General features: G+C 66.7%; 18 protein-coding genes. 11 read left to right on the top strand and 7 right to left on the bottom strand.

Annotated elements, in window-relative coordinates; genetic code table 11:
- The first annotated feature begins 14 nt into the window (after positions 1-14).
- A complete protein-coding gene (locus RPPS3_RS21535) occupies positions 15-818 on the top strand; it encodes a DODA-type extradiol aromatic ring-opening family dioxygenase (RefSeq protein ID WP_107345872.1) in 804 nt (267 codons plus the stop codon).
- Positions 819-1,175: 357 nt separating this feature from the next.
- On the opposite strand, the gene RPPS3_RS21540 is transcribed toward RPPS3_RS21535, so the two are convergent.
- Positions 1,176-1,811, bottom strand: a complete 636-nt coding sequence (locus tag RPPS3_RS21540; protein WP_107345873.1) for a class I SAM-dependent methyltransferase — start codon at positions 1,809-1,811, stop codon at positions 1,176-1,178.
- A 166-nt stretch (positions 1,812-1,977) separates the two neighbouring features.
- On the opposite strand from RPPS3_RS21540, the gene RPPS3_RS21545 reads away from it, so the two are divergent.
- The 6 genes from RPPS3_RS21545 to RPPS3_RS21570 all read left to right on the top strand — a co-directional run bounded on the left by RPPS3_RS21545 (position 1,978) and on the right by RPPS3_RS21570 (position 5,267).
- On the top strand, positions 1,978-2,721 hold the full coding sequence (locus tag RPPS3_RS21545; protein ID WP_234820021.1) for a type III effector HopAG1: 744 nt from the start codon (positions 1,978-1,980) through the stop codon (positions 2,719-2,721).
- Positions 2,721-3,278: a cyclin-dependent kinase inhibitor 3 family protein gene (locus RPPS3_RS21550; RefSeq protein ID WP_107345875.1), complete on the top strand. Its 558-nt coding sequence runs from the start codon at positions 2,721-2,723 to the stop codon at positions 3,276-3,278. The genes RPPS3_RS21545 and RPPS3_RS21550 overlap by 1 nt, the downstream gene beginning before the upstream one ends.
- A 129-nt stretch (positions 3,279-3,407) precedes the next feature.
- Positions 3,408-3,881 carry a phosphate-starvation-inducible protein PsiE gene (locus RPPS3_RS21555; protein WP_234820023.1) on the top strand — a complete coding sequence of 158 codons (474 nt, stop codon included), beginning with the start codon at positions 3,408-3,410 and terminating at the stop codon, positions 3,879-3,881.
- Between the two features lie 324 nt (positions 3,882-4,205).
- Positions 4,206-4,361 carry a light-harvesting antenna LH1, beta subunit gene (gene pufB / locus RPPS3_RS21560; protein WP_022721374.1) on the top strand — a complete coding sequence of 52 codons (156 nt, stop codon included), beginning with the start codon at positions 4,206-4,208 and terminating at the stop codon, positions 4,359-4,361.
- Positions 4,362-4,373: 12 nt separating this feature from the next.
- The gene (gene pufA / locus RPPS3_RS21565) at positions 4,374-4,574 is read left to right on the top strand and encodes a light-harvesting protein (protein ID WP_107345876.1); all 201 of its coding nucleotides are present in this window, start codon (positions 4,374-4,376) and stop codon (positions 4,572-4,574) included.
- A 474-nt stretch (positions 4,575-5,048) separates the two neighbouring features.
- Positions 5,049-5,267, top strand: coding sequence for a hypothetical protein (locus RPPS3_RS21570; RefSeq protein ID WP_107345877.1), 219 nt, complete (start codon positions 5,049-5,051; stop codon positions 5,265-5,267).
- Positions 5,268-6,426: 1,159 nt separating this feature from the next.
- On the opposite strand, the gene RPPS3_RS21575 is transcribed toward RPPS3_RS21570, so the two are convergent.
- From RPPS3_RS21575 to RPPS3_RS21585, 3 genes are all read right to left on the bottom strand, one after another.
- On the bottom strand, positions 6,427-8,031 hold the full coding sequence (locus RPPS3_RS21575) for a hypothetical protein (RefSeq protein ID WP_107345878.1): 1,605 nt from the start codon (positions 8,029-8,031) through the stop codon (positions 6,427-6,429).
- A 37-nt stretch (positions 8,032-8,068) separates the two neighbouring features.
- The gene (locus tag RPPS3_RS21580; RefSeq protein ID WP_107345879.1) at positions 8,069-9,361 is read right to left on the bottom strand and encodes an adenylosuccinate synthase; all 1,293 of its coding nucleotides are present in this window, start codon (positions 9,359-9,361) and stop codon (positions 8,069-8,071) included.
- Positions 9,362-9,656: 295 nt separating this feature from the next.
- Complete coding sequence (locus RPPS3_RS21585) at positions 9,657-9,968, bottom strand: PilZ domain-containing protein (RefSeq protein WP_107345880.1); 312 nt, start codon at positions 9,966-9,968, stop codon at positions 9,657-9,659.
- A 391-nt stretch (positions 9,969-10,359) separates the two neighbouring features.
- Here RPPS3_RS21585 and RPPS3_RS21590 point away from each other — a divergent pair, with 391 nt between their 5' ends.
- The 3 genes from RPPS3_RS21590 (at position 10,360) to RPPS3_RS21600 (ending at position 13,195) form a co-directional block, all read left to right on the top strand.
- Positions 10,360-11,184, top strand: coding sequence for an aldo/keto reductase (locus RPPS3_RS21590; protein ID WP_107345881.1), 825 nt, complete (start codon positions 10,360-10,362; stop codon positions 11,182-11,184).
- Positions 11,185-11,629: 445 nt separating this feature from the next.
- The gene (gene ybaK, locus RPPS3_RS21595; RefSeq protein WP_107345882.1) at positions 11,630-12,106 is read left to right on the top strand and encodes a Cys-tRNA(Pro) deacylase; all 477 of its coding nucleotides are present in this window, start codon (positions 11,630-11,632) and stop codon (positions 12,104-12,106) included.
- A gap of 159 nt (positions 12,107-12,265) precedes the next feature.
- Positions 12,266-13,195, top strand: a complete 930-nt coding sequence (locus tag RPPS3_RS21600; RefSeq protein ID WP_107345883.1) for a DMT family transporter — start codon at positions 12,266-12,268, stop codon at positions 13,193-13,195.
- A 12-nt stretch (positions 13,196-13,207) separates the two neighbouring features.
- Here RPPS3_RS21600 and RPPS3_RS21605 read toward each other — a convergent pair whose 3' ends face one another.
- On the bottom strand, positions 13,208-13,621 hold the full coding sequence (locus RPPS3_RS21605) for a DUF1330 domain-containing protein (RefSeq protein ID WP_107346726.1): 414 nt from the start codon (positions 13,619-13,621) through the stop codon (positions 13,208-13,210).
- A 230-nt stretch (positions 13,622-13,851) separates the two neighbouring features.
- Here RPPS3_RS21605 and RPPS3_RS21610 point away from each other — a divergent pair, with 230 nt between their 5' ends.
- Entirely contained in the window at positions 13,852-14,757 is a 906-nt protein-coding gene (locus RPPS3_RS21610; protein ID WP_107345884.1) for a DMT family transporter, read from the top strand.
- A gap of 15 nt (positions 14,758-14,772) precedes the next feature.
- On the opposite strand, the gene RPPS3_RS21615 is transcribed toward RPPS3_RS21610, so the two are convergent.
- Both RPPS3_RS21615 and RPPS3_RS21620 read right to left on the bottom strand, forming a co-directional pair.
- Positions 14,773-16,869 (bottom strand): methyl-accepting chemotaxis protein, encoded by a 2,097-nt coding sequence (locus RPPS3_RS21615; protein ID WP_107346727.1) that lies wholly within the window; start codon positions 16,867-16,869, stop codon positions 14,773-14,775.
- Between the two features lie 537 nt (positions 16,870-17,406).
- Entirely contained in the window at positions 17,407-19,599 is a 2,193-nt protein-coding gene (locus tag RPPS3_RS21620; RefSeq protein ID WP_107345885.1) for a methyl-accepting chemotaxis protein, read from the bottom strand.
- Positions 19,600-19,663: the final 64 nt, after the last annotated feature.

The raw sequence follows: 19,663 nt of genomic DNA on the forward strand, positions 1-19,663 counted from the left end.
GGGAGATCACGACGATGCCCCGTCAACCCTCCATCTTCCTGTCGCACGGCGGCGGCCCCTGCTTCTGGATGGAGCCGCCGCGGCGGTTCGGGCCGCACGCTTATGACGGCCTGCGCGCCTATCTGTCCGGCGTGCTCGCCTCACTGCCGGCGCGGCCGCGCGCGATCCTGATCGTGTCCGGCCATTGGGAGGTGGCGCTGCCGACCGTCAGCACCTCGGCCGCCCCATCGATGCTGTTCGATTACTACGGCTTTCCCGAGCACACTTACCGGCTGAGCTATCCGGCGCCCGGCGATCCGGCGCTGGCCAAACAGGTGCAGGCGCTGCTCGGCAATGCCGGCATCGCCACCGCCACCGATGCGGTACGCGGCTTCGACCACGGCGTGTTCGTGCCGATGCTGATCGTCGATCCGGAGGCGCAGATCCCGGTGGTGATGCTGTCGCTGCAGCAGGACCTCGATCCGGTGCAGCATCTGGCGATCGGCGCCGCGCTGGCGCCGCTCCGCGACGACAACGTGCTGATCATCGGCAGCGGCAACAGCTTCCACAACCTCTCGACTTTCTTCGACGGCCAACAGGCGGAATCGGAAGCGTTCGATCATTGGCTCACGGAAGCCGCGACCGCGCCCGACGCCGCGCTCCGCAACGACCGTCTGGCACATTGGGCCAGCGCCCCCGGCGCCCGCGCCTGCCATCCGCGCGAAGAACATCTGATCCCGCTGATGGTCACCGCCGGCGCCGCCGGCTCCGACCAAGGCCGCCGCGTATTCAGCGACCTGATCGGCAACAAGCGCATTTCAGGCTACGCGTTCGGGTGACGCAGCGAGGCATTCCGGCACGCGCGCCAGCGCGTGAGCCCGGAATCGCGATGCAGGCAAATAACAATGGTCCGTCATCGCCCGCGCAGGCGGGCGACCCAGTATTCCAGAGCGTTCGTGCCGATCACCAGCTCTCTGGGATACTGGATCCCCGCTTGCGCGGGGATGACGTCAGAAGCGAGCGGTCGCCCATGATGGACGGCTTCGCGCGTAAGCGGAACACTGCGAGATTCCGGGTCTGCGTGCTGTCGCACGCATCCCGGAATGACAGCGGGTGGAGAGGCGCACGCATGGCTCCACCCAGTCATTCCGGGGCGCGAGCGAAAGCTCGCGAACCTGGAATCTCGATCGGACGAACTACGCGCCCCGCGGCGCCCAGACATGCACGCCCCACACGCCTTTGTGCGCCGGCGGGGTGCCGAGATAGCGCAGCGTCGGCATCTCGTCGAAGATCCGGCGCTCGCGCGGATTCTTGTAGATCACGTAGTACTCGGCGCGGCGCAGCTTCGAGAGATTGTCGCGCACCCGCGCCATGATCTGGTGCGAGAACGGGTTGAACAGATAAAGCACGAACGGCTCGTCGAGGAACGCGTAGGCGCCGGCGTCGCCGTGCACGATCGAGATCGTGTTGAAGCCGGCCGCCGCGGCGTTGGCCTTCGCGGTCTGCGCCAGCTCGTCGGCGAATTCGACGCCGACGCAGGATTTGAAGCCTAGCTCGGCGGCCACGATCAGCATCCGGCCTTTGCCGCAGCCGAGATCGATGAAGCGATAGGCGCGCGGATCGAGCCCGACGAAGGCCAGCGCGTCGCTGAGCACCGACGGATCGCTCGCCTGATAGCGCTCGCCGAAGCTGCGGCTGTCGTGAGGGATGGTGAGCCCGTGCAGCTCGACGGTCGAGCGGGTGTCGGTGCCGTATTTGGCGTCCCAGTCGATCCGGCCCGCGCGCGCCGTGTCGCGCCCGGTGAACACGTCCCAGAACCTCGAGAATGACATCGCCTCGCTCCCGGCTCGTCAGCGTTTGGTCGATGTTGCGTAGGCCAGCGGCGGCGCTACGCTAATCGGCGGGCGGCGGGATGTCGCTTGATTTCGCGCAAATTGCGAGGCGCGCGCGATCAACCTCGGGGAGTCTATGCCGGAGCCAAGCGACAGCGCGCGAACCTTGTGCGACGCCAACGGCTGGACCGCGATCGGCGGCCAGGCCGGCTCCAATGCCGGCGGCCTATACGCCGACGCTGGTGGCCGCGCCTGGTACGTCAAAACCCCGCCGAGCGACGATCACGCCCGCAACGAGGTGCTGGCCAATCGGCTGTATCGGCTCGCCGGCACCAACGTCGCCGAGGTCGAGCTGGTGACGCGCGGCGGAGGCCTCGCGATCGCAAGCGCGATGCTGCGCGGCGCCTCGCTCGGCGAAGCTCTGGCCTATCCGGAGAACGGCGTCGCCGCCGAGGTCTGCCGCGATTTTGCGGTGGATGCCTGGCTCGCCAATCGCGACGTGCTCGGCGTCGACCTCGACAACGTGCTGGTGACGCGCGACGGCGGCGTGGTGCGGATCGACCAGGGCGGCGCGCTGGCCTATCGGGCCCGCGGCGCGCGCAAGACAGATTTCGGCGCCGAGGTGATCGAGTTCGACACCCTGCGCGATGCCCGCGCCAATGCGGTGGCGGCCAGCGTATTCGGTGCGATGACCCGGCACGCGCTCGCGGCGTCCGTCGCCAAGGTAGCGCGGCTGACCGAGCCGGCGATCTCCGCGGTGGTTCGCGACGTGCTCGGCGACACCGACGACGCGCGCGCCCTGACCGTGCTGCTGCTCGCGCGGCGCGACGATCTGATCCGCCGCGTCGCCGCCTGCGGCGCGGCGCCGGCGATCAATCGCGTCGGCGCGTTCGACACCCTGGAGGAATGATGGCGCCGCTGCGCACCAGCCAGACCCATCCGCTGCAGATCGCCGAAGTGCGGGCCGGGCCGAACCACGGCCGCATCGGCATCACCTTCTGCCCCGGCAAGCACGATCATTCCGCGCTGACCGGCGGCTGGGCGCGTGATCTCGCCGCCGATCTCGATGCGATCCAGGCGTGGGGCGCACAGCTGGTGCTCACGCTGGTCGAGCGGCGCGAACTGGAGCTGCTGAAGGTGCCGGAGCTCGGCGCCGAGGTGGAGCGCCGCGCAATGCAGTGGCTGCATCTGCCGATACCGGACTATCACCCGCCGACCGCGGAGTTCGAACGGCGCTGGGAAACCGAGGGCCGCCTGATCCGGCAGCGGCTGCGTGCCGGCGACGACGTCCTGGTGCATTGCAAAGGCGGGCTCGGTCGCGCCGGCATGATCGCGGCGCGGCTGCTGGTCGAGCTCGGCGTGCCGCCGACCACCGCGATCGCGCAGGTGCGCGCGGCGCGCGGCCGCGGCGCGATCGAAACCAGCGCGCAGCAGGCAGTGGTCGAACGGGCGCAGCCGATCGCTTGATCTTGGACGGCGCGCATCCGCCGCAGCGGCGTTTTTCCGCAGCGCGTGACCGTGTCAAAGACGCTTCACGCCCGATCCGCTAGATGCGCCGCTTCAAGGCGCAAGCCGCGCCGCAACCGGATTCGATCGATGAACGACCTGCCGCCGCCCAACCCGCCGATGCCGCTGATCCGCAAAGGCTTCCAGCTGATCGAGAACGCCTTCCTGCTGCTGATCGGCACCTTCGCCGTGGTGGCGATGACGCAGGAAGTCTACGAGACCGTGCTGAACGTCCGCGTCACGCTGAAAGAGCTGCTGCTGATGTTCATCTATGTCGAAGTGATCGCGATGGTCGCGGTGTACTACGAGAGCAAGAAGATCCCGATCACGCTGCCGATGTTCATCGCCATCACGGCGATCTCGCGGCTGCTGATCCTGCAGGGCAAGGACCAGCCCGCCGAAAACCTGTTGTACGAGAGCGGCGCGATCCTGATCCTGGCGCTGGCCTGCGCGGTGATTTCCTACCGCCCGCCGCGGCACAGCCACCACGAGCACGGCCATGGCCATGCTCAGCCGAGCCCCCGGCATCAAGGCTCGGACCAGCCCGCCCCGCCGCCGAAATGACCGGCGGATTTGTCCGTTCGGTACGAGAGGCACTGTCCGGCATGAACCGGACACAGGTCAGTGTCATGTCAAGTTGACAAGGGGTACTGTCACGATAATGTGACTGCGCGAGAGAACGCCGTGATCGACAACGCCCCTCCGGGATCGGAGCGGCACCGAAAGCGGAGGTCTCAACCGGAAGCGAATGGTTCGGATGATTGCGCGACAGTCCTGAGGGGGTCTTCGCGGATTGGTCAGACGGACCAGGCGACCCGGTCGCTGCTAGCGGCACTTTACGCGTGCGAACAGCACGCAATTGATCGAAGTCTCTCAGGAGGTTTTACAATGGCAGACGATCTGAACAAGGTCTGGCCGACCGGTCTGACGATCGCGGAGTCGGAAGAGCTCCATAAGCATGTGATCGACGGCACGCGCATCTTCGGCGCGATCGCCATCGTCGCGCATTTCCTGGCGTATGTTTATTCGCCCTGGCTGCACTAAGGAGTATCGAACATGAATCAAGGTCGTATTTGGACCGTCGTGAACCCGGGCGTCGGCCTGCCGCTGCTGCTCGGCAGCGTCACCGTCATCGCGATCCTGGTGCACTTCGCTGTTCTCAGCAACACCACCTGGTTCCCGAAGTACTGGAACGGCGCCACCGTCGCCGCCCCGGCCGCTGCGCCGGCGCCGGCTGCTCCGGCCGCCAAGAAGTAAGCTTCTTACTTCTTCGAAGCTGACAAGACACCCGTCGTGGCCCCTCGTGCGGAGGTCCCGGCGGGTGTTTTGTTTTTGGCGGCCTGAAGGCCGCAGCATGCCGCGACGACACAGTGATGACCGCAGCATGTCACCGCGTGTCCTGATCGGCCCCGAGTCCCATCCGCCGTTTGCGCGCATGACGCGTAGCCAGTGACTCGCGACGGTTGAATTCACACGCGAACGGCACCGCAGATCGCAGCCACGTCAACAACCTGCGACACCGCTTTCGCGCCGGCCTGGATTTGCTCGAAATTGGAACGTGTCGAGGCCATGGCGGAATCACGTTTGTGATTGTGCCGCAAGGGTTTTTCGATTCATGACGGCTCCGTAAGGTCGCGGAAAAATCGTCTCCGTCACTGCAACTTCATCGCCGCTCCGCACTTGGGCCGCATTGGCCCGACAAGGTGCGCGCCGTAACTGAAGGAGACGACGATGACTGCCAACGAACCGCCGAAGTTCGATCCCGAATACGTCGCGACGCTGCGCGAAGTGCTCGATATCGCGGTCGAGCAGATCGCAGCGGAGCACCGCACTCCGGCCACCAAAGCGATGATGGCGCAAATCATCGTGCAGAACGCCGCCCGCGGCATCACCGACGCCCACGAACTGGTCGATGACGCTGTCCGCGCCGGCTCGATCGGCGCGCCATAATCCAATCGTCAAACCTCACCCACCCACGCGCCGCGGCCACCGCGGCGCGTTTTGATTCGGGGGCTAGTGATGGCGCGAAAAACACCACGCGCGTCCCTCACCACCCGCCGTCATTCCGGGATGCGTGCGAAGCGCGCAGACCCGGAATCTCGCAGTGTTCTGCGTACCGCGCGAAGCTGTCCATTGTGGACGACCGCTCGCTTCTGGCGTCATCCCCGCGCAGGCGGGGATCCGGTATTCCAGGGCGCTGGTGATCGGCACGGAGGCTCTGGAATACTGGATCGCCCGCCTGCGCGGGCGATGACGGGCGTTGTTATTTGCCGGCGTCGAGATTCCGGATTCACGCGCTGCGCGCGCGCGCCCGAATGACTCGGGGAGAAGCCCGAGCAGTGAATGAACGCCACGCGCGCCCCCTAACCACCTGCCGTCATTCCGGGATGCGTGCGAAAGCACGCAGACCCGGAATCTGGAGATTGTAGCGAAGCAAGATGCAGCGGGCGCGCGGCCAGCGCCGCGCAATACGACGTCGAGATTCCGGGTTCGCTCGCTAACGCGAGCGCCCCGGAATGACTCGGGGAGAAGCCCGAGCAGTGAACAAACGCCACGCGCGCCCCTCTCCACCCACCGTCATTCCGGGATGCGTGCGAGAGCACGCAGAGCCGGAATCTCGCAGTGGTCTGCGTACCGCGCGAAGCTGTCCATCGTGGGCGACCGCCGGCTTCTGACGTCATCCCCGCGCAGGCGGGGATCCGGTATTCCAGAGCGCTGGTGATTGGCACGGAGGCTCTGGAATACTGGGTCGCCCGCCTGCGCGGGCGATGACGGCTGTTGTTATTTGCCTGCGTCGAGATTCCGGGTTCACGCGCTGCGCGCGTGCCCCGGAATGACTCGGGGAAGCAGCGAACGCCACGCGCGCACCTCACCACCCACGGTCATTCCGGGATGCGTGCGAAAGCACGCAGACCCGGAATCTGGAGATTGTAGCGAAGCAAGATGCAGCGGGCGCGCGGCCAGCGCCGCGCAATACGACGTCGAGATTCCGGGTTCGCTCGCTGACGCGAGCGCCCCGGAATGACTTCAGTAAGTCGGGAATGCCGCTCGAAAGGACCGAAGCGCGCAGGCCCCGCGCCACAAAGGCGCGGGTGCCATAACGTCCTAACTACTCGCCCCAGGCCTTGAAGGCGTCGTTGAAGGCGCGTTCGCCGGGGCCGCCTTTTTCGATGGCGATGATGGCGCGGCGGCCGTTGCTGTAGACGATCGGCACGTCGAACCAGGAGCGCTCCTTGAGGAGCTGCAGGTTGCGGGCGCGGTCGGCTTCGACGTTGCTGAGGCCGACCAGGAAGAAGCCGTCGGTGACCTTGACGGCGAGCCCGGCGAGCGGCGTGCCGCGCGACTGCTCGTTCGACTTCATCAGGATGCCCGGCACGTTGGAAACGCCGCCGCCGGGGAAATCCGCCGGCAGGATGAAGGTCAATTCCGCGGTATGGCTCGCCGGCAGCGAAGTGTCGGTGTTGCGGCGGAACGACATTGTCATCTTGAACGCCCGCTCGGGCACCTCGATGTCGGCGCGCACCGCGATGTCGGCGCCACCCTTGGCGCTGGCCCCCTTCACCTGCTCGGTCTTCCACACCACCGTGCCGACGTACTGCTTGCCCTTCGGATCGTTCGGATCCTCGTCATACAGCACGACGCGTTGCGCCACCGGCGCAGCCTGCTCGGTCGACGGCTGGCCAACCCGGTCGGTGATCTTCGGTCGCTCGGTCGACGGCGCCGGAGTCGCGGGCGCAGCAGTCTGAGTCGAGGGCGAGCGCATCATCGACATCAGGCTCGACACCACGCCCGGTCCCCACACCAGGCCGGCACCGATCAGCATCGCCACCACGCCGATCACCAGCGCGGTGCGCAGCGGGAATTTCGACGGCTTGCGGCTGCCCTTCAGCTTCGGCTCGGCCGGGACACGTGAGGCGGCCGGCGGCGGCGTGTAGCGCGCCGCCTCGTCGGGCGATTCGTCATAGGAGTACGGCGCGTCCGGATCGGAGCGGTTCTCCATGGTCGGCTCGAGCCGGTCGAATTCCGGCGACGGCGCGACATTGGCGTAGGTCTTGCGCGCCGAGCGATTGGCCTGCGCAGCGGCGCGGCCTAGATCGTCGAGATCGGCGGTAACGTCGCGAAAGCCACGCAGCCCCGGCGAATTGGCGGGCGGCGGCGGCTGGTTCGGCAGCGGACCACGACGCGGCGGCGCGGCGGGACCGCGACCGGGCAACGGCGGCTCCGGCGGAATCGGCGGCGGATCGACTCGTAGCGTGCGCGGCGGCCTCGGCTCCCCGGTGTCTTCGGCAGCAATCGGTTCGTCGGGATTGCGCGGACGCACCGACGACGGCAGCTCCGGCTCCGGCATCGAACTCGGCGGCGCACCGCGATTAACCTGCGGCGGCGGATCGCCGGGCCGACCGAGCGGACGGCTCGACGCACGCAGCGCATCGCCGGGACGCGGCGGATCGCCCGGACGGCCGCGGCCCTTGAGCTCGGCGCGCGAGGCATCGCGGGCGCGCTGCGCGGCCTCGGACTCGACCTTGCGCACGGCCTCTTCGAGCGCCAGGCGCTCGCGGGTGATTTCGGATTCGGTCAGCGGCGGCTGCACGCCGCGCAGCTGCGCGATCAGAGCCGCGCGCGCCCGCTCATAGATCGCGCGACGTTGCTCGCCCGGAGCACTCGGATCCAGGCTCGCAATAGCGCGTGCGATCAGCGGATAGTAATCAGCCATCTCGACTCAATTTACGATGTCTTTCGGTAACATCTTATTAAGCCTCGAACGGGTTCTGCACCAGGATTGTATCCTCGCGCTCCGGGCTGGTGGACAACAATGCCACCGGACAGCCGACCAGTTCCTCGATGCGGCGAACATATTTGATCGCCTGCGCCGGCAGCTCCGCCCACGAGCGGGCATTCGCGGTCGGCTCTTTCCAGCCTTCGATGGTCTCGTAGATCGGTTCGACCCGCGCCTGCGCGCCTTCGCCGGCCGGCAGGTAGTCGATCTCCTTGCCGTCGAGCTTGTAGCCGACGCAGACTTCGACGCTGTCGAAGCCGTCGAGAATATCGAGCTTGGTGAGCGCCAGACCGGCGATGCCGCAGGTCCGCACCGTCTGCCGCACCAGCACCGCATCGAACCAGCCGCAGCGCCGCTTGCGCCCGGTGTTGACGCCGAACTCCTTGCCGCGACGACCGATCTCTTCGCCGATCTCGTTGGTCAGTTCGGTCGGGAACGGGCCGGCGCCGACGCGCGTGGTGTAGGCCTTGCAGATGCCGAGCACATAGCCGACCGCACCCGGGCCCATGCCGGTGCCGGTCGCCGCTTGCGCCGCGACGGTATTGGATGAGGTGACGTACGGGTAGGTGCCGTGATCGACGTCGAGCAGCGCGCCCTGCGCGCCTTCGAACAGGATGCGCTTGCCTTCGCGGCGCTTGATGTCGAGCAGACGCCACACCGACTCGGCATAGGGCAGCAACTGCGGCGCCATCGCCGACAGCTCCGCCAGGATCTGGCCGGCGTCGATCTCCGGCTGGCCGAGGCCGCGGCGCAGCGCATTGTGATGCGCGAGCAGCCGTTCGATCTTGGTCGGCAGCGTGTCGAGGTCGGCGAGGTCCATCAACCGGATCGCGCGGCGGCCGACCTTGTCTTCATAGGCCGGGCCGATGCCGCGCTGGGTGGTGCCGATCGCGCCGGCCTTGGCGGCGTTCTCGCGGGTGGCGTCGAGCTCGCGGTGCAGCGGCAGAATCAGCGTGACGTTCTCGGCGATGCGCAGATTGTCCGGCGAGATCGCGACGCCCTGGCCCTGCAGCTTCTTCACTTCATCGAGGAAGGCCTGCGGATCGAACACCACGCCGTTGCCGATCACCGCCAGCTTCGACGGCCGCAACACGCCCGAGGGCAGCAGCGCCAGCTTGTAGGTCGCGCCGTTGATCACCAGGGTGTGGCCGGCATTGTGACCGCCCTGGAATCGCACCACGATGTCGGCCTGCTCGGAGAGCCAATCGACGATCTTTCCCTTGCCTTCGTCGCCCCACTGGGCGCCGACCACGACGACATTGGCCATTTCGAGAAGGTTCCCCTGCCACTTTATCGGATGAAGCACGATCGCGGCGCGCCGGTGGCGACGATGACGGATCGGGCTCGCGCGCCCAGGCAAACGCGGCCGTGGCCGCTCGCATACGAGGCACGGCACCGGATAACGGATGCAGGCTTGCGACGCAAGCGAAACGCCCGTCCCACGGCGCTGCAACGCATTGTATCCCCTCTGAAATCCGTCACTGTTTGGAGGCATTCCGGCGAGGCCGACGCGTCGCCCCGCGGTGACTGCCGATCACCCCGGACGCAATACCGTTTTGGTCTCAGACACTGGCCCGCTGGTTCGGCAGCCGCTTGGCTCCCTTGCGGACGACGACGAAGCGCACCCCGATGGTGTCGCCCTCGACCCGCACCAGCTCGCAGCGTCGATAGGCGGTGCCGTTCGGCGTCAGCACCAGGAAGAACTCCCGCAGGTTCAGCCCGGCCATCGACGTCTTCAGAATCAGCTTGGCGCCGGTCTGCGAGATGTCGGCGATCGCGCAATCGCGCCGCCAGGTGCCATCGACGGCAATCATCACCGAATCCATCGCGGTTTCGAACCGGACCCGCGGATCTTTGCGGTCGCCATAGGTCACGCTCGGCTCCGTGCAATTCTTGGCGCCGCAACGACGTTGTCGCGGCCAATCGTCTTGTTCTTGAAATCTCGGATCGACGCGCCGACGGCAGCCGCCCGCGGGCCTTGGGCTCCGCGCGCGAAGCCAATCCCTCGGAACTATTACTCCCGTCAGTTGTGGCGAATCATAATCCACAACCACTTCCGATTCGTAAAATCCAATGCAGATGTCAGGCATTCGCATTCACAATGCGTTGACCTTTTCCGCAGCGTGGCAAGCTCTCCTAAGAGCAACGACGCCCACCCGGCGCGCCGCCCTGATCACATGAGATCCGATGAGCCTGATTTGGGTTTGACGCGTTTGTCGAAGCGGGCTGGTGTCCAGTTCGCGCCAAGACGCACCAGGAGACCGCATGGACAGCATCAAGACCCAGGGACTTCGCGTGCCCAAGCTCGGGCTCGGCACTTTCAAGCTGCAGGGCAAGGATTGCCACGAGGCGGTGCTGACCGCGCTCGGCCTCGGCTATCGCCACATCGACACCGCCGAGATGTACGCCAACGAGGACTCCGTCGGCGACGCGCTGGAAGACACCGACGTGCCGCGGGATCAGATTCATCTCACCACCAAGGTGTGGTGGACCAATCTCGCGCCGGACGCGATCCGCAAGGCGTTCGACCAGAGCCTGCGCAAGCTGAAGACCGACTATGTCGACTTCTATCTGATCCACTGGCCGGCGCCGGACATGAATCTCGGCGCGGCGCTGGAGACTCTGCTGAAGATCAAGGACGAAGGCGGCGCCCGCGCGATCGGCGTCTGCAACTTCCCGGTGGCGCTGATGAAGCAGGCGGTGGAGGAGATCGGCGCGCCGATCGCCTGCAATCAGGTCGAGTACCACGTGCTGCTCGGGCAGACCAAGCTGCTGCCCTATCTGCAGAGCAAATCCATCCCGCTCACCGCCTACGCGCCGCTGGCTCAGGGCCGGCTCGCCTCCTATCCGGAGCTGCAGGCGATCGCCGACAAGCACGGCGCCACCGCGGCGCAAGTCGCGCTGGCCTGGCTGCTGGAGCAGGACGGCGTGATGGCGATTCCGAAAGCCCGCAGCGAAGCCAGCCAGCGCAGCAACCTCGGCGCGCTGACCATCAAGCTCGACTTCGACGACCGCGCCGTGATCGCCAAACTGCCGAAGAACCAGCGCTTCGTCACCCCGGCGTTTTCGCCGAAGTGGGACGAGGCGTAGCGGCGGGATCTCCACAATTGAGCGGACGAGTATTTGGCTCCGTCCTCGTCATTCCGGGGCGCTCGCAAAGCGAGCGAACCCGGAATCCCGAAATGCAAGTCCCAACGCCTTGCCCCACACCTCCAGATTCCGGGCTCACGCGCTGACGCGCGTGCCCCGGAATGACGGTGTGACTGGGCATGAAGTAACAGCCGCCGTGGGGTGTCGTCGCCCTACCCTCGTCATTCCGGGGCGCGCGCAAGCGCGAACCCGGAATCCCGAGGTGCTGGCCGACCCGCCGTGCCCCATGACCGCAAGATTCCGGGTTCGCTCGCTGGCGCGAGCGCCCCGGAATGACGGTGCGGGGGACATGATGGCGTTGCATTGCGTCGGCTTGCGCGCAGTGACAATGTGCGCGCCGGCGCACACTGGTGCGCCGCCCTGCGACCTGCCTCGAGTCTCCACCATGTCGAAATCCACCCGCGCCACCCAGATGCTGGAGAAGCTCGGCGTCGCCTTCAAGCTGCACAGCTATGAGTACGATCCGAATGCCGAGGCGATCGGACTGGCCGCCGCAGCGGCGGTGGGGGTCGAGCCGAAGCGGATGCTGAAGACGCTGATGGCCGAGCTGGATGGCAAGCCGGTGTGTGCGGTGATCGCGTCCGACAAGGAAGTCAGCATGAAGAAGCTGGCGGCCGCGCTCGGCGGCAAGAGCGCCAAGATGATGAAGCCGGCCGACGCCGAGCGGCTGACCGGCTATCACGTCGGCGGCATCTCGCCGTTCGGGCAGAAGAAGCGCGTGCCGGTGGCGATCGACGACGCCGCGCTCGCCGAAACCACCGTATATCTCAACGGCGGCCAGCGTGGCCTGCAGATCGAACTCGATCCCAACGCCGCCGTCACCGCGCTCGGCGCCGTGGCGCGCCCGATCGCAGCGGACTGACAGGCCCGTTCGCCGCCGCGCATGCTCGCGATGCGTGCAGCCCGCTTGTGATCTGTGCAAAAACCCGTATTGCTGGGGCCAAATCTCAAAGGGAGGCGGCGTTCTGCTGATGCGGGCATGGCCGGGCGTGCGCGCCGCTTCCGAGCCACCGGGCCTGCTATGACCACCACGACGCCGCCCGCTGAAGCGCCCCGCTTCGGCTGGATCTCCGACCAAGCCTATCTGCTGCTGAGCCTGACCTCGCTGTTCTGGGCCGGCAACGCCATTGTCGGCCGCGCCATCGCCGGCCACTTCCCGCCGGTGACGCTGTCGTTCCTGCGTTGGACCTGCGCGTTCCTGATCGTCGCGCCGTTCGCCTGGCGGCACCTGATCGCGGATTGGAAAGTGATCCGCCGGCATCTGCCGCTGATGGTGTCGGTGTCGGTGATCGGCATCTCGACCTTCAACACGCTGCAATACACCGCGCTGCAGTACACCTCGGCGCTCAACGTGCTGCTGCTGCAATCCACCGCGCCGCTGTTCGTGGCGCTGTGGGCGCTCATCGTGCTGCGGATGCGGCTGACCCTGACCCAGGCGATCGGCATCGGTTCGTCGATGATCGGCGTGGTGGTGATCATCCTGCACGGCAACATCGCCGAACTCGCCGCGATCGATCTCAACCGCGGCGACGTGCTGTTCGTCTGCGCGCTGGCGAGCTTCGGGCTCTACACCACGCTGACCCAGAAGCGGCCGCCGATGCACGCGCTGTCGTTTCTCGGCTTCACCTTCGGCTGCGGCGCGCTGTTTCTGATTCCGCTCGAAATCTGGGAGCTGAGCACCAAGCCGCTGCCGGCAGTCGATTGGCGCAATCTCGGCGCGCTCGCCTATGTGGCGGTGTTCCCGTCGATCCTGGCCTATCTCTGCTACAACCGCGGCGTCCGGCTGATCGGTGCCAACCGCTCGGCACCGTTCTTCCATCTGGTGCCGGTGTTCGGCTCGGCGATGGCGATCCTGTTTCTCGGCGAGCAGCCCCACCTCTACCATGCCGTCGGCTACGCACTGGTGCTGACCGGCGTGGTGATCGCGGCGCGCAAGCCGAAGACGGCGTGAGCGCGCCGGCGCTCACTTCACCGGGATGTGAAACTTGCTGAACGCCTCGCGGGTGCAGATGATCAGGTGATCGGCGCAGGCGTTGCGCCGATGCGGCTCGCACTGGCTGAGATATTCCGGCGACCGCATCATCGCCATGAACGCCGCGACCGTCGGGTAATACACCAGCGAGACATAGTCCCAGGGGGCGTGGTCGGAGCGCCCGAGCGCGATGCCCTTGGCGTTCCCGTTCCACAGCAGCATGCCGCCATGCTCCTTGATCAGCGCTACCTTCTGGGCACTGTAGCGCAAGTAAGCATCCCAGCCGGTGCCGTCGCCGTCTGCGGACTGCTCGTTGAACCGCAGCAGGTTCACCATCACCACCGGGCCGGGATCGTCCCGGTCGAGCGCCGTCAGCCCTTCGATGTTCAACTCGTCGATGCTCATCTTCGCCCCACTCGATCCCTGCGCCAGCATGCGCAGATCGCCGGCGACGTGGTAGCCGATTCTTTGCCGCGGCCAACCGCGCCGCGGCAACGCTTCCACCCGCGCCGTGCATGGAACTCGCCGCACGCGCAAACTCGCGACGCATGCCAGCAATCCGCCGCGCACCTCTTTTGCGCCGACGTGAATTCAGGCACGAAGACCAAAATGGTTCCCTTGCCCCGGCCCTCGATTTGATCGCCTGGTCCCGCTCCGCTTTCGGCTGGCTCGCCCACCAGCCTTATCTGCTGCTCAGCCTGACCTCGCTGTTCTGGGCCGGCAACATCGTGCTCGGCCGCGCGGTGGCCGGCCACGTGCCGCCGGTGACGCTGAGCTGCGCGCGCTGGGTCGGCGCGATGCTGCTGCTATTGCCGTTCGCCTGGCCGCATCTGCGGCACGACTGGCGCAAGCTGCTGCACCACTGGAAGCTGATGATCGTGCTGTCGGCGACCGGCTTCGCGATCAACAACGCGCTGTCGTATTGGGGGCTGCAATACACCCAGGCGCTCAACGCGCTGCTGATGCAGTCCTCCGGGCCGCTGTTCGTGGCGCTGTGGTCGCTGCTGCTGTTCGGCGTGCGGCTGACCTGGATGCAGGCGGCCGGCATCGCGCTGTCGCTGCTCGGCGTGCTGACCATCATCCTGCGCGGCGACTTCGCGGCGCTCGCCGGCATCGAACTCAACCGCGGCGACCTGATGGTGGCGGGCGCGCTGTGCGCATTCGGGCTGTATTCGGCCTTGATGCCGAAGCGGCCCGCAACCCATCCGCTGTCGCTGATCGTGGTGACGACCGGCTGCGGCGCGCTACTGTTGCTGCCGTTCAGCGCCTGGGAATACGCCAGCGGCGTGCGGCCGAGCGCCGACTGGCTCAGCGCCGCGACGCTCGCCTATGTGGTGATCTTCCCGTCGATGCTGGCGTATCTCTGCTTCAACCGCGGGGTGGCGCTGATCGGGCCGAACCGCTCGGCGCCGTTCCTGCATCTGATGCCGGTGTTCGGCTCGGTGATGGCGATCGTGCTGCTCGGCGAAAAGCCCGAGCTGTTTCACCTCGCCGGCTACGCCATGGTGGTCGCCGGCGTGTTCATCGCCGCCCGGCGGTGACGGAACGCGCAGCCGTCAGGCCGCGCGCACCGTGTGCATGAACTTGCCGACCTCGAGCTTGAGCCGGTTGCTCTCGCCGGCGAGCGACTGCGCGGCATGCAGCACTTCGCCGGCCGCGGCACCGGTGCCGCTGGCGCCGTGCTCGACCTCGACGATGTTCGACGACACCGCGCGGGTGCCTTCGGCCGCCTGCTGGATATTGCGCGAGATCTCCCGCGTCGCAGCGCCCTGCTCCTCCACCGCCGAGGCGATGGTCGAAGCGATCTCCGACATCTTCTCGATGGTGCCGCCGATGCCCTTGATGGCTTCGACCGACTCGTGCGTCGCCGACTGAATGCTGGCGATCTGCTGACCGATCTCGCCGGTCGCCTTCGAGGTCTGCTCGGCCAGCGCCTTCACTTCGGCGGCCACCACCGCAAAGCCGCGGCCGGCCTCGCCGGCACGCGCTGCCTCGATGGTGGCATTGAGCGCCAGCAGGTTGGTCTGCTGCGCGATGGTGTTGATCAGTTCGACGACGTCGCCGATCCGCGCCGCAGCCTGCGACAGCTCCTCGACGCGGTGATTGGTGTGGGCCGCCTGCTCGACCGCATCCGACGCGATCTTGGCCGAGGCCTGCACCTGGCGGCTGATCTCCTCGACCGACGCGGTCATCTCCTCGGACGCCGACGCTACCGACTGCACGTTGGTGGAGGCTTCTTCCGAGGCACCGGCGACCGTGACGGTGAGATGCTGGGCGCGCTCGGCATTGACGTTCAGGGTGCCGGCGGAGGCTTCCAGTTCGGTCGCGGCCGACGACACCGTCTCGATGATCTCGCCGATCGCGCTTTCGAAATCGTCGGCGAGCTTGTGCATGTCAGCGCGGCGCTGCGCGGCAGCGATCGCATCCTGGCGGATTCTAGCCTCGGCCTCTTCGCGCGCCTTGGCGGCGGCGTGGACCTTGAGATCCTCGATCGCATTGGCCATGTCGCCGATCTCGTCCTTGCGGTCGAGGCCCGGCAGCGTCAGGTCGAGCTGTCCCTGCGCCAGCTTGTGCAGCGCGCCGCCGAGTTCGGCGAGCGGACGCAGCACGCGGCGGAACGTGATCCACAGGCTGATTACCACGAGCGCACCGGCGGCGCCGAGTGCGGCCAGCGCCCGGATCAGCCGCGAACTGCTGTGGGCGGAATCCGCAGCGGCTTCGGCATCGGCCGCCTGGCCGATCGCGCCGGCGAGCTTGAGGATGGTCTCGACCCCGTCGGTGGCGCGGGCGATGTAGTCGCTGCCGCTGAGCGGATAGGCGCCGGTGTCGCTGGCGGCGAGCACGCTGCTCCGGACCCGCACATAGGTTCCGAAGTAATCGGCATCGACGCTGCGGATCGCGTCGATCACCGCGGCCGGCGTGTCGGTGCGCTGCTTCAATGCGGCGATCATCGGCCACGCCAAATCGATCTGGCCGCGGAACGCCGAGATCTCGCCCATCTCAGCAGGCGTGAACTTGGCCCGGGCGCTGACCTTGGCGCCGAGATAAGCGCGCTCCCGCCCGGCATTTTCGGCCATCACCGCCGCCAGATGCCGGAGCCGGATCATCTGCGCCAGCGCCACCGACGGCGGATCGGTCAGCGTCTCCAGCGTGCTGCGCAGCGAATTGCCGGCGACATCGATGCTGCGGGTGATGATGCCGAAGGTGCCGCGCACCACCTCCGGATCGCGTGCGGACGCCGGCTTGGCAATGGCTTCGTCCACACGCGGACGCAGGGCGCCGTGATCCTGCTGGGCGCGCTGCGCATCGGTGATCGCGGCGCCGCCGGCCTTCATCTGCGGCACATCGCCGATCAGCCGCAGCGCCTCGGCGAATGCGGTGTCGCCGGAATTGCGCGCCTTGGCGATGTCGGCGCGGCGCTCGGGATCGGTCGGCTCCGGGGCATTGAGCGCCGCGTTGCTCAGGCCGCGCTCCAGCGCCCACCGGCCGGCGCTCTTCAATAGCAGCTGCGAGATGCGATTGACCTCGACGAAGGCTTCGGACTGGCGGCGGCGGATCACCGCGTCACGCGCCTCGAACCCGGCGAGCGTCATGGCGGTGGCCGCGAGCGCGAGAACGATCAACGGCAGCAATACACGGATTTTAAGAGACATCGCCGGCTCCTGATTGGCGCGTTTCAACGAGCGACGGCGACGCGCGCCTGTTCCGAACCTGGAACAGGCCGCAGGAAATCTAATGGTCCGATTTCGATGGTGGGGTTCGCCGTTGAACGCCGGGCATCACGCCAATCGCGGCAGATCGACACTACCTACGCGCGTATCAATCTTCGTTAATCGCGGGCTACGTATGAGTCCGTAGCGACGAAAGACGAAGACGCCTGCCACTTGTTACTTACACTCTAGAGCATCTCTGCTTTTGACAGAATCAGGACCGAACTTCCTAGCGGTCGCAGCTCGTAGAGCCTCATGGTGAGGAGGCGCGAAGCGCCGTCTCGAACCATGCGCCGCAGGCGATGTGGCTCCTCATCCTTCGAGACGCCCGGCTTTGCCGGGCTCCTCAGGATGAGGACTTCGGACGCTTGGCAAAGGCCAAATCCGGTTCAATCAATCGATGAAGCGCTCTAAAATACTGCGGCGCCGCCGTGCGAGACGGCGGCGCCGAGCGCGTAACCGCAACTGACGACAGCCAGGTCAGGCGGCGCGGATGGTGTCCAGGAAGCGTGCGACTTCGCGTCGAAGCAGATTGCTGTCGCCGGCGAGCGACTGCGCCGCCGCCAGCACCTGCGACGACGCACTGCCGGTCTCGCTGGCACCGCGTTGCACGTCGCTGATGTTGCCGGTCACCTGACTGGTGCCGCGCGACGCCTGCTGGATGTTGCGCGAAATCTCGCGGGTCGCGGCGCCCTGCTGCTCGACCGCGGACGCGATCGACCCGGCGATCTCGGAGATGTGGCCGATGGTGTCGGTGATCTCCTTGATGGCCGTCACCGACTCGCCGGTGGCCGACTGGATGCCGCTGATCTGCGCGCTGATCTCGCCGGTCGCCTTGGCGGTCTGCTCGGCGAGCTGCTTGACCTCTGCGGCCACCACGGCGAAGCCGCGGCCGGCCTCGCCGGCACGCGCCGCCTCGATCGTGGCGTTGAGCGCCAAGAGGTTGGTCTGGCCGGCGATGGTGTTGATCAGCTCGACCACGTCGCCGATCCGGGTCGCGGCCTTGGCGAGCTCGCCGACGCGGTCGTTGGTCTTCTGAGCCTGGTTGACCGCCTCGTTGGCGATCCGCGAGGACTCCTGCACCTGCCGGCTGATCTCGTCGACCGACGCCGACATCTCTTCGGTCGCCGTCGCCACCGACTGCACGTTCGACGAGGCTTCTTCGGACGCCGAAGCGACCATCGAGGTGAGTTGCTGCGAACGCTCGGCCGTCGTCGTCAGCCTGCCGGCCGAGACTTCGAGTTCGGTCGAGGCCGACGACACCGTTTCGACGATCTTCCCGACGGCGGATTCGAACTTGTCGGCCATGTCGTTCATGTCGCGCCGGCGCGCCAGATCGGCGCTGGCCTGATCCTCCGCACGCTGCGCGATGCTGCGTTTGAGTTCGCCCTGCATGGTGCGCAGCGAGGCGGCGAGCACGCCGACTTCATCGGCCTGTTCGATCGCCAGCTTCTGGTCGAGCTCGCCCTTGGCGATGCCGTCCGCGAAGTTGGCGCAATCGCCGATCGGACGGGCGATGCTGCGGGCTGCGAACGCGATCACCGTGATGGCGAGCACAACAACCAGGATGCCGGCGCCGAGCTGCCAGAACATCGCCGAGTTGGCGCGCTCGTTCAGCGCGGTGTCGAGCTCATGTGCCGAGGCCAGCACCACTTTGCGCGGCACCGAGATCAGCACCGACCACGGCGTGCCGGTCCGTCCCACCGAGATCGGCGAGTAGACCTCGACGTTATCCCACTTCGGATCGTCGAGCACCGTGCCCTTGCCTTCCTTGACGATCGCCAGACTCTCCGACCAGCGCGGATCGGCGCTCGACGCCGCCTTGCCGATCGATTCCGGATTGGCGCTGTTGGCGACGATCAGGCCGGTGTCGTTGAGGATCGCGACCTTGCCCTTGCCGCCGAACAGCGAGCGGTTGGCCTGGGTGGCGAGCTTCTGCACGAAGTCGAGATTGTAGTCCGCACCGGCGACGCCGACGAACTTGCCGTCGATCTTGATCGGCACCGACATGGTGGCGAGGAACACCGCCTTGCCCTGCACGATGTAGGGCAGCGGGCCGAGGATGTTCTCCTTGCCGGTCGCCTTCGGATTGATGAACCACGCGCCCTTCACCAGGCCGTTCGGATGCCGCTCCTGGCTGTCGTATTCGACCAGCGGCTGCACCGCGATCGAACCGCTGGCGCTGCGGGTCCAATACGGCAGGAAGCGGCCGGTGTTATCCGACCCCATCGTCTGGCGGCCCTTGAACGCCACGTCGTTGCCGTCGAGCGCGTTCGGCTCCCAGGCCGAGTAGGTGCCGTTGAACGCCGGGTTCTGCTCCAGCGTATTCTTGAGCACCGCGTTGAGCTGCAGGCGGCGATTGCCGTCGGTGGTGCCCGCATTGTTGGGATCGGCCAGCACCTCGAAGGCGTGCGCCATGTTGCGCGCGGAGTCGAGCCCGAGGTCGAGCTCGGCCTTGATCACCGAGGCTTCGGAGCTGGCGCGGTTGAGCAGGCTTTCCTTGGTCTGCTGATCGACCAGCTTCATCACCTCGGCGGTGACGTAGTGGTGCGTGCTCTGCGCCGACAGGACGCTGTAGCCGATCAGGATCAGGCTGGCGCCGGTCAGGCAGAGGCCCGCGACCAGCGCAATCTTGACCTGAATTTTGCGGATGGATTTGAACGAGAACGACATGAGGCACTCCTAGGAGAGCCCCATGCTGATTGCCGGCTATTTGGAATTGTTTAAGCAAACGCCT

This window comes from Rhodopseudomonas palustris (genome assembly GCF_003031265.1).
Classification (GTDB): Bacteria; Pseudomonadota; Alphaproteobacteria; order Rhizobiales; family Xanthobacteraceae; genus Rhodopseudomonas; species Rhodopseudomonas palustris_H.

Coding starts and splice junctions, on each gene's coding strand:
- RPPS3_RS21535 (WP_107345872.1), top strand. CDS start 15: ATGCCCCGTCAACCCTCCATCTTCCTGTCGCACGGCGGCGGCCCCTGC.
- RPPS3_RS21540 (WP_107345873.1), bottom strand. CDS start 1,811: ATGTCATTCTCGAGGTTCTGGGACGTGTTCACCGGGCGCGACACGGCG.
- RPPS3_RS21550 (WP_107345875.1), top strand. CDS start 2,721: ATGGCGCCGCTGCGCACCAGCCAGACCCATCCGCTGCAGATCGCCGAA.
- RPPS3_RS21555 (WP_234820023.1), top strand. CDS start 3,408: ATGAACGACCTGCCGCCGCCCAACCCGCCGATGCCGCTGATCCGCAAA.
- pufB (WP_022721374.1), top strand. CDS start 4,206: ATGGCAGACGATCTGAACAAGGTCTGGCCGACCGGTCTGACGATCGCG.
- pufA (WP_107345876.1), top strand. CDS start 4,374: ATGAATCAAGGTCGTATTTGGACCGTCGTGAACCCGGGCGTCGGCCTG.
- RPPS3_RS21570 (WP_107345877.1), top strand. CDS start 5,049: ATGACTGCCAACGAACCGCCGAAGTTCGATCCCGAATACGTCGCGACG.
- RPPS3_RS21575 (WP_107345878.1), bottom strand. CDS start 8,031: ATGGCTGATTACTATCCGCTGATCGCACGCGCTATTGCGAGCCTGGAT.
- RPPS3_RS21580 (WP_107345879.1), bottom strand. CDS start 9,361: ATGGCCAATGTCGTCGTGGTCGGCGCCCAGTGGGGCGACGAAGGCAAG.
- RPPS3_RS21590 (WP_107345881.1), top strand. CDS start 10,360: ATGGACAGCATCAAGACCCAGGGACTTCGCGTGCCCAAGCTCGGGCTC.
- ybaK (WP_107345882.1), top strand. CDS start 11,630: ATGTCGAAATCCACCCGCGCCACCCAGATGCTGGAGAAGCTCGGCGTC.
- RPPS3_RS21600 (WP_107345883.1), top strand. CDS start 12,266: ATGACCACCACGACGCCGCCCGCTGAAGCGCCCCGCTTCGGCTGGATC.
- RPPS3_RS21605 (WP_107346726.1), bottom strand. CDS start 13,621: ATGAGCATCGACGAGTTGAACATCGAAGGGCTGACGGCGCTCGACCGG.
- RPPS3_RS21615 (WP_107346727.1), bottom strand. CDS start 16,869: ATGTCTCTTAAAATCCGTGTATTGCTGCCGTTGATCGTTCTCGCGCTC.
- RPPS3_RS21620 (WP_107345885.1), bottom strand. CDS start 19,599: ATGTCGTTCTCGTTCAAATCCATCCGCAAAATTCAGGTCAAGATTGCG.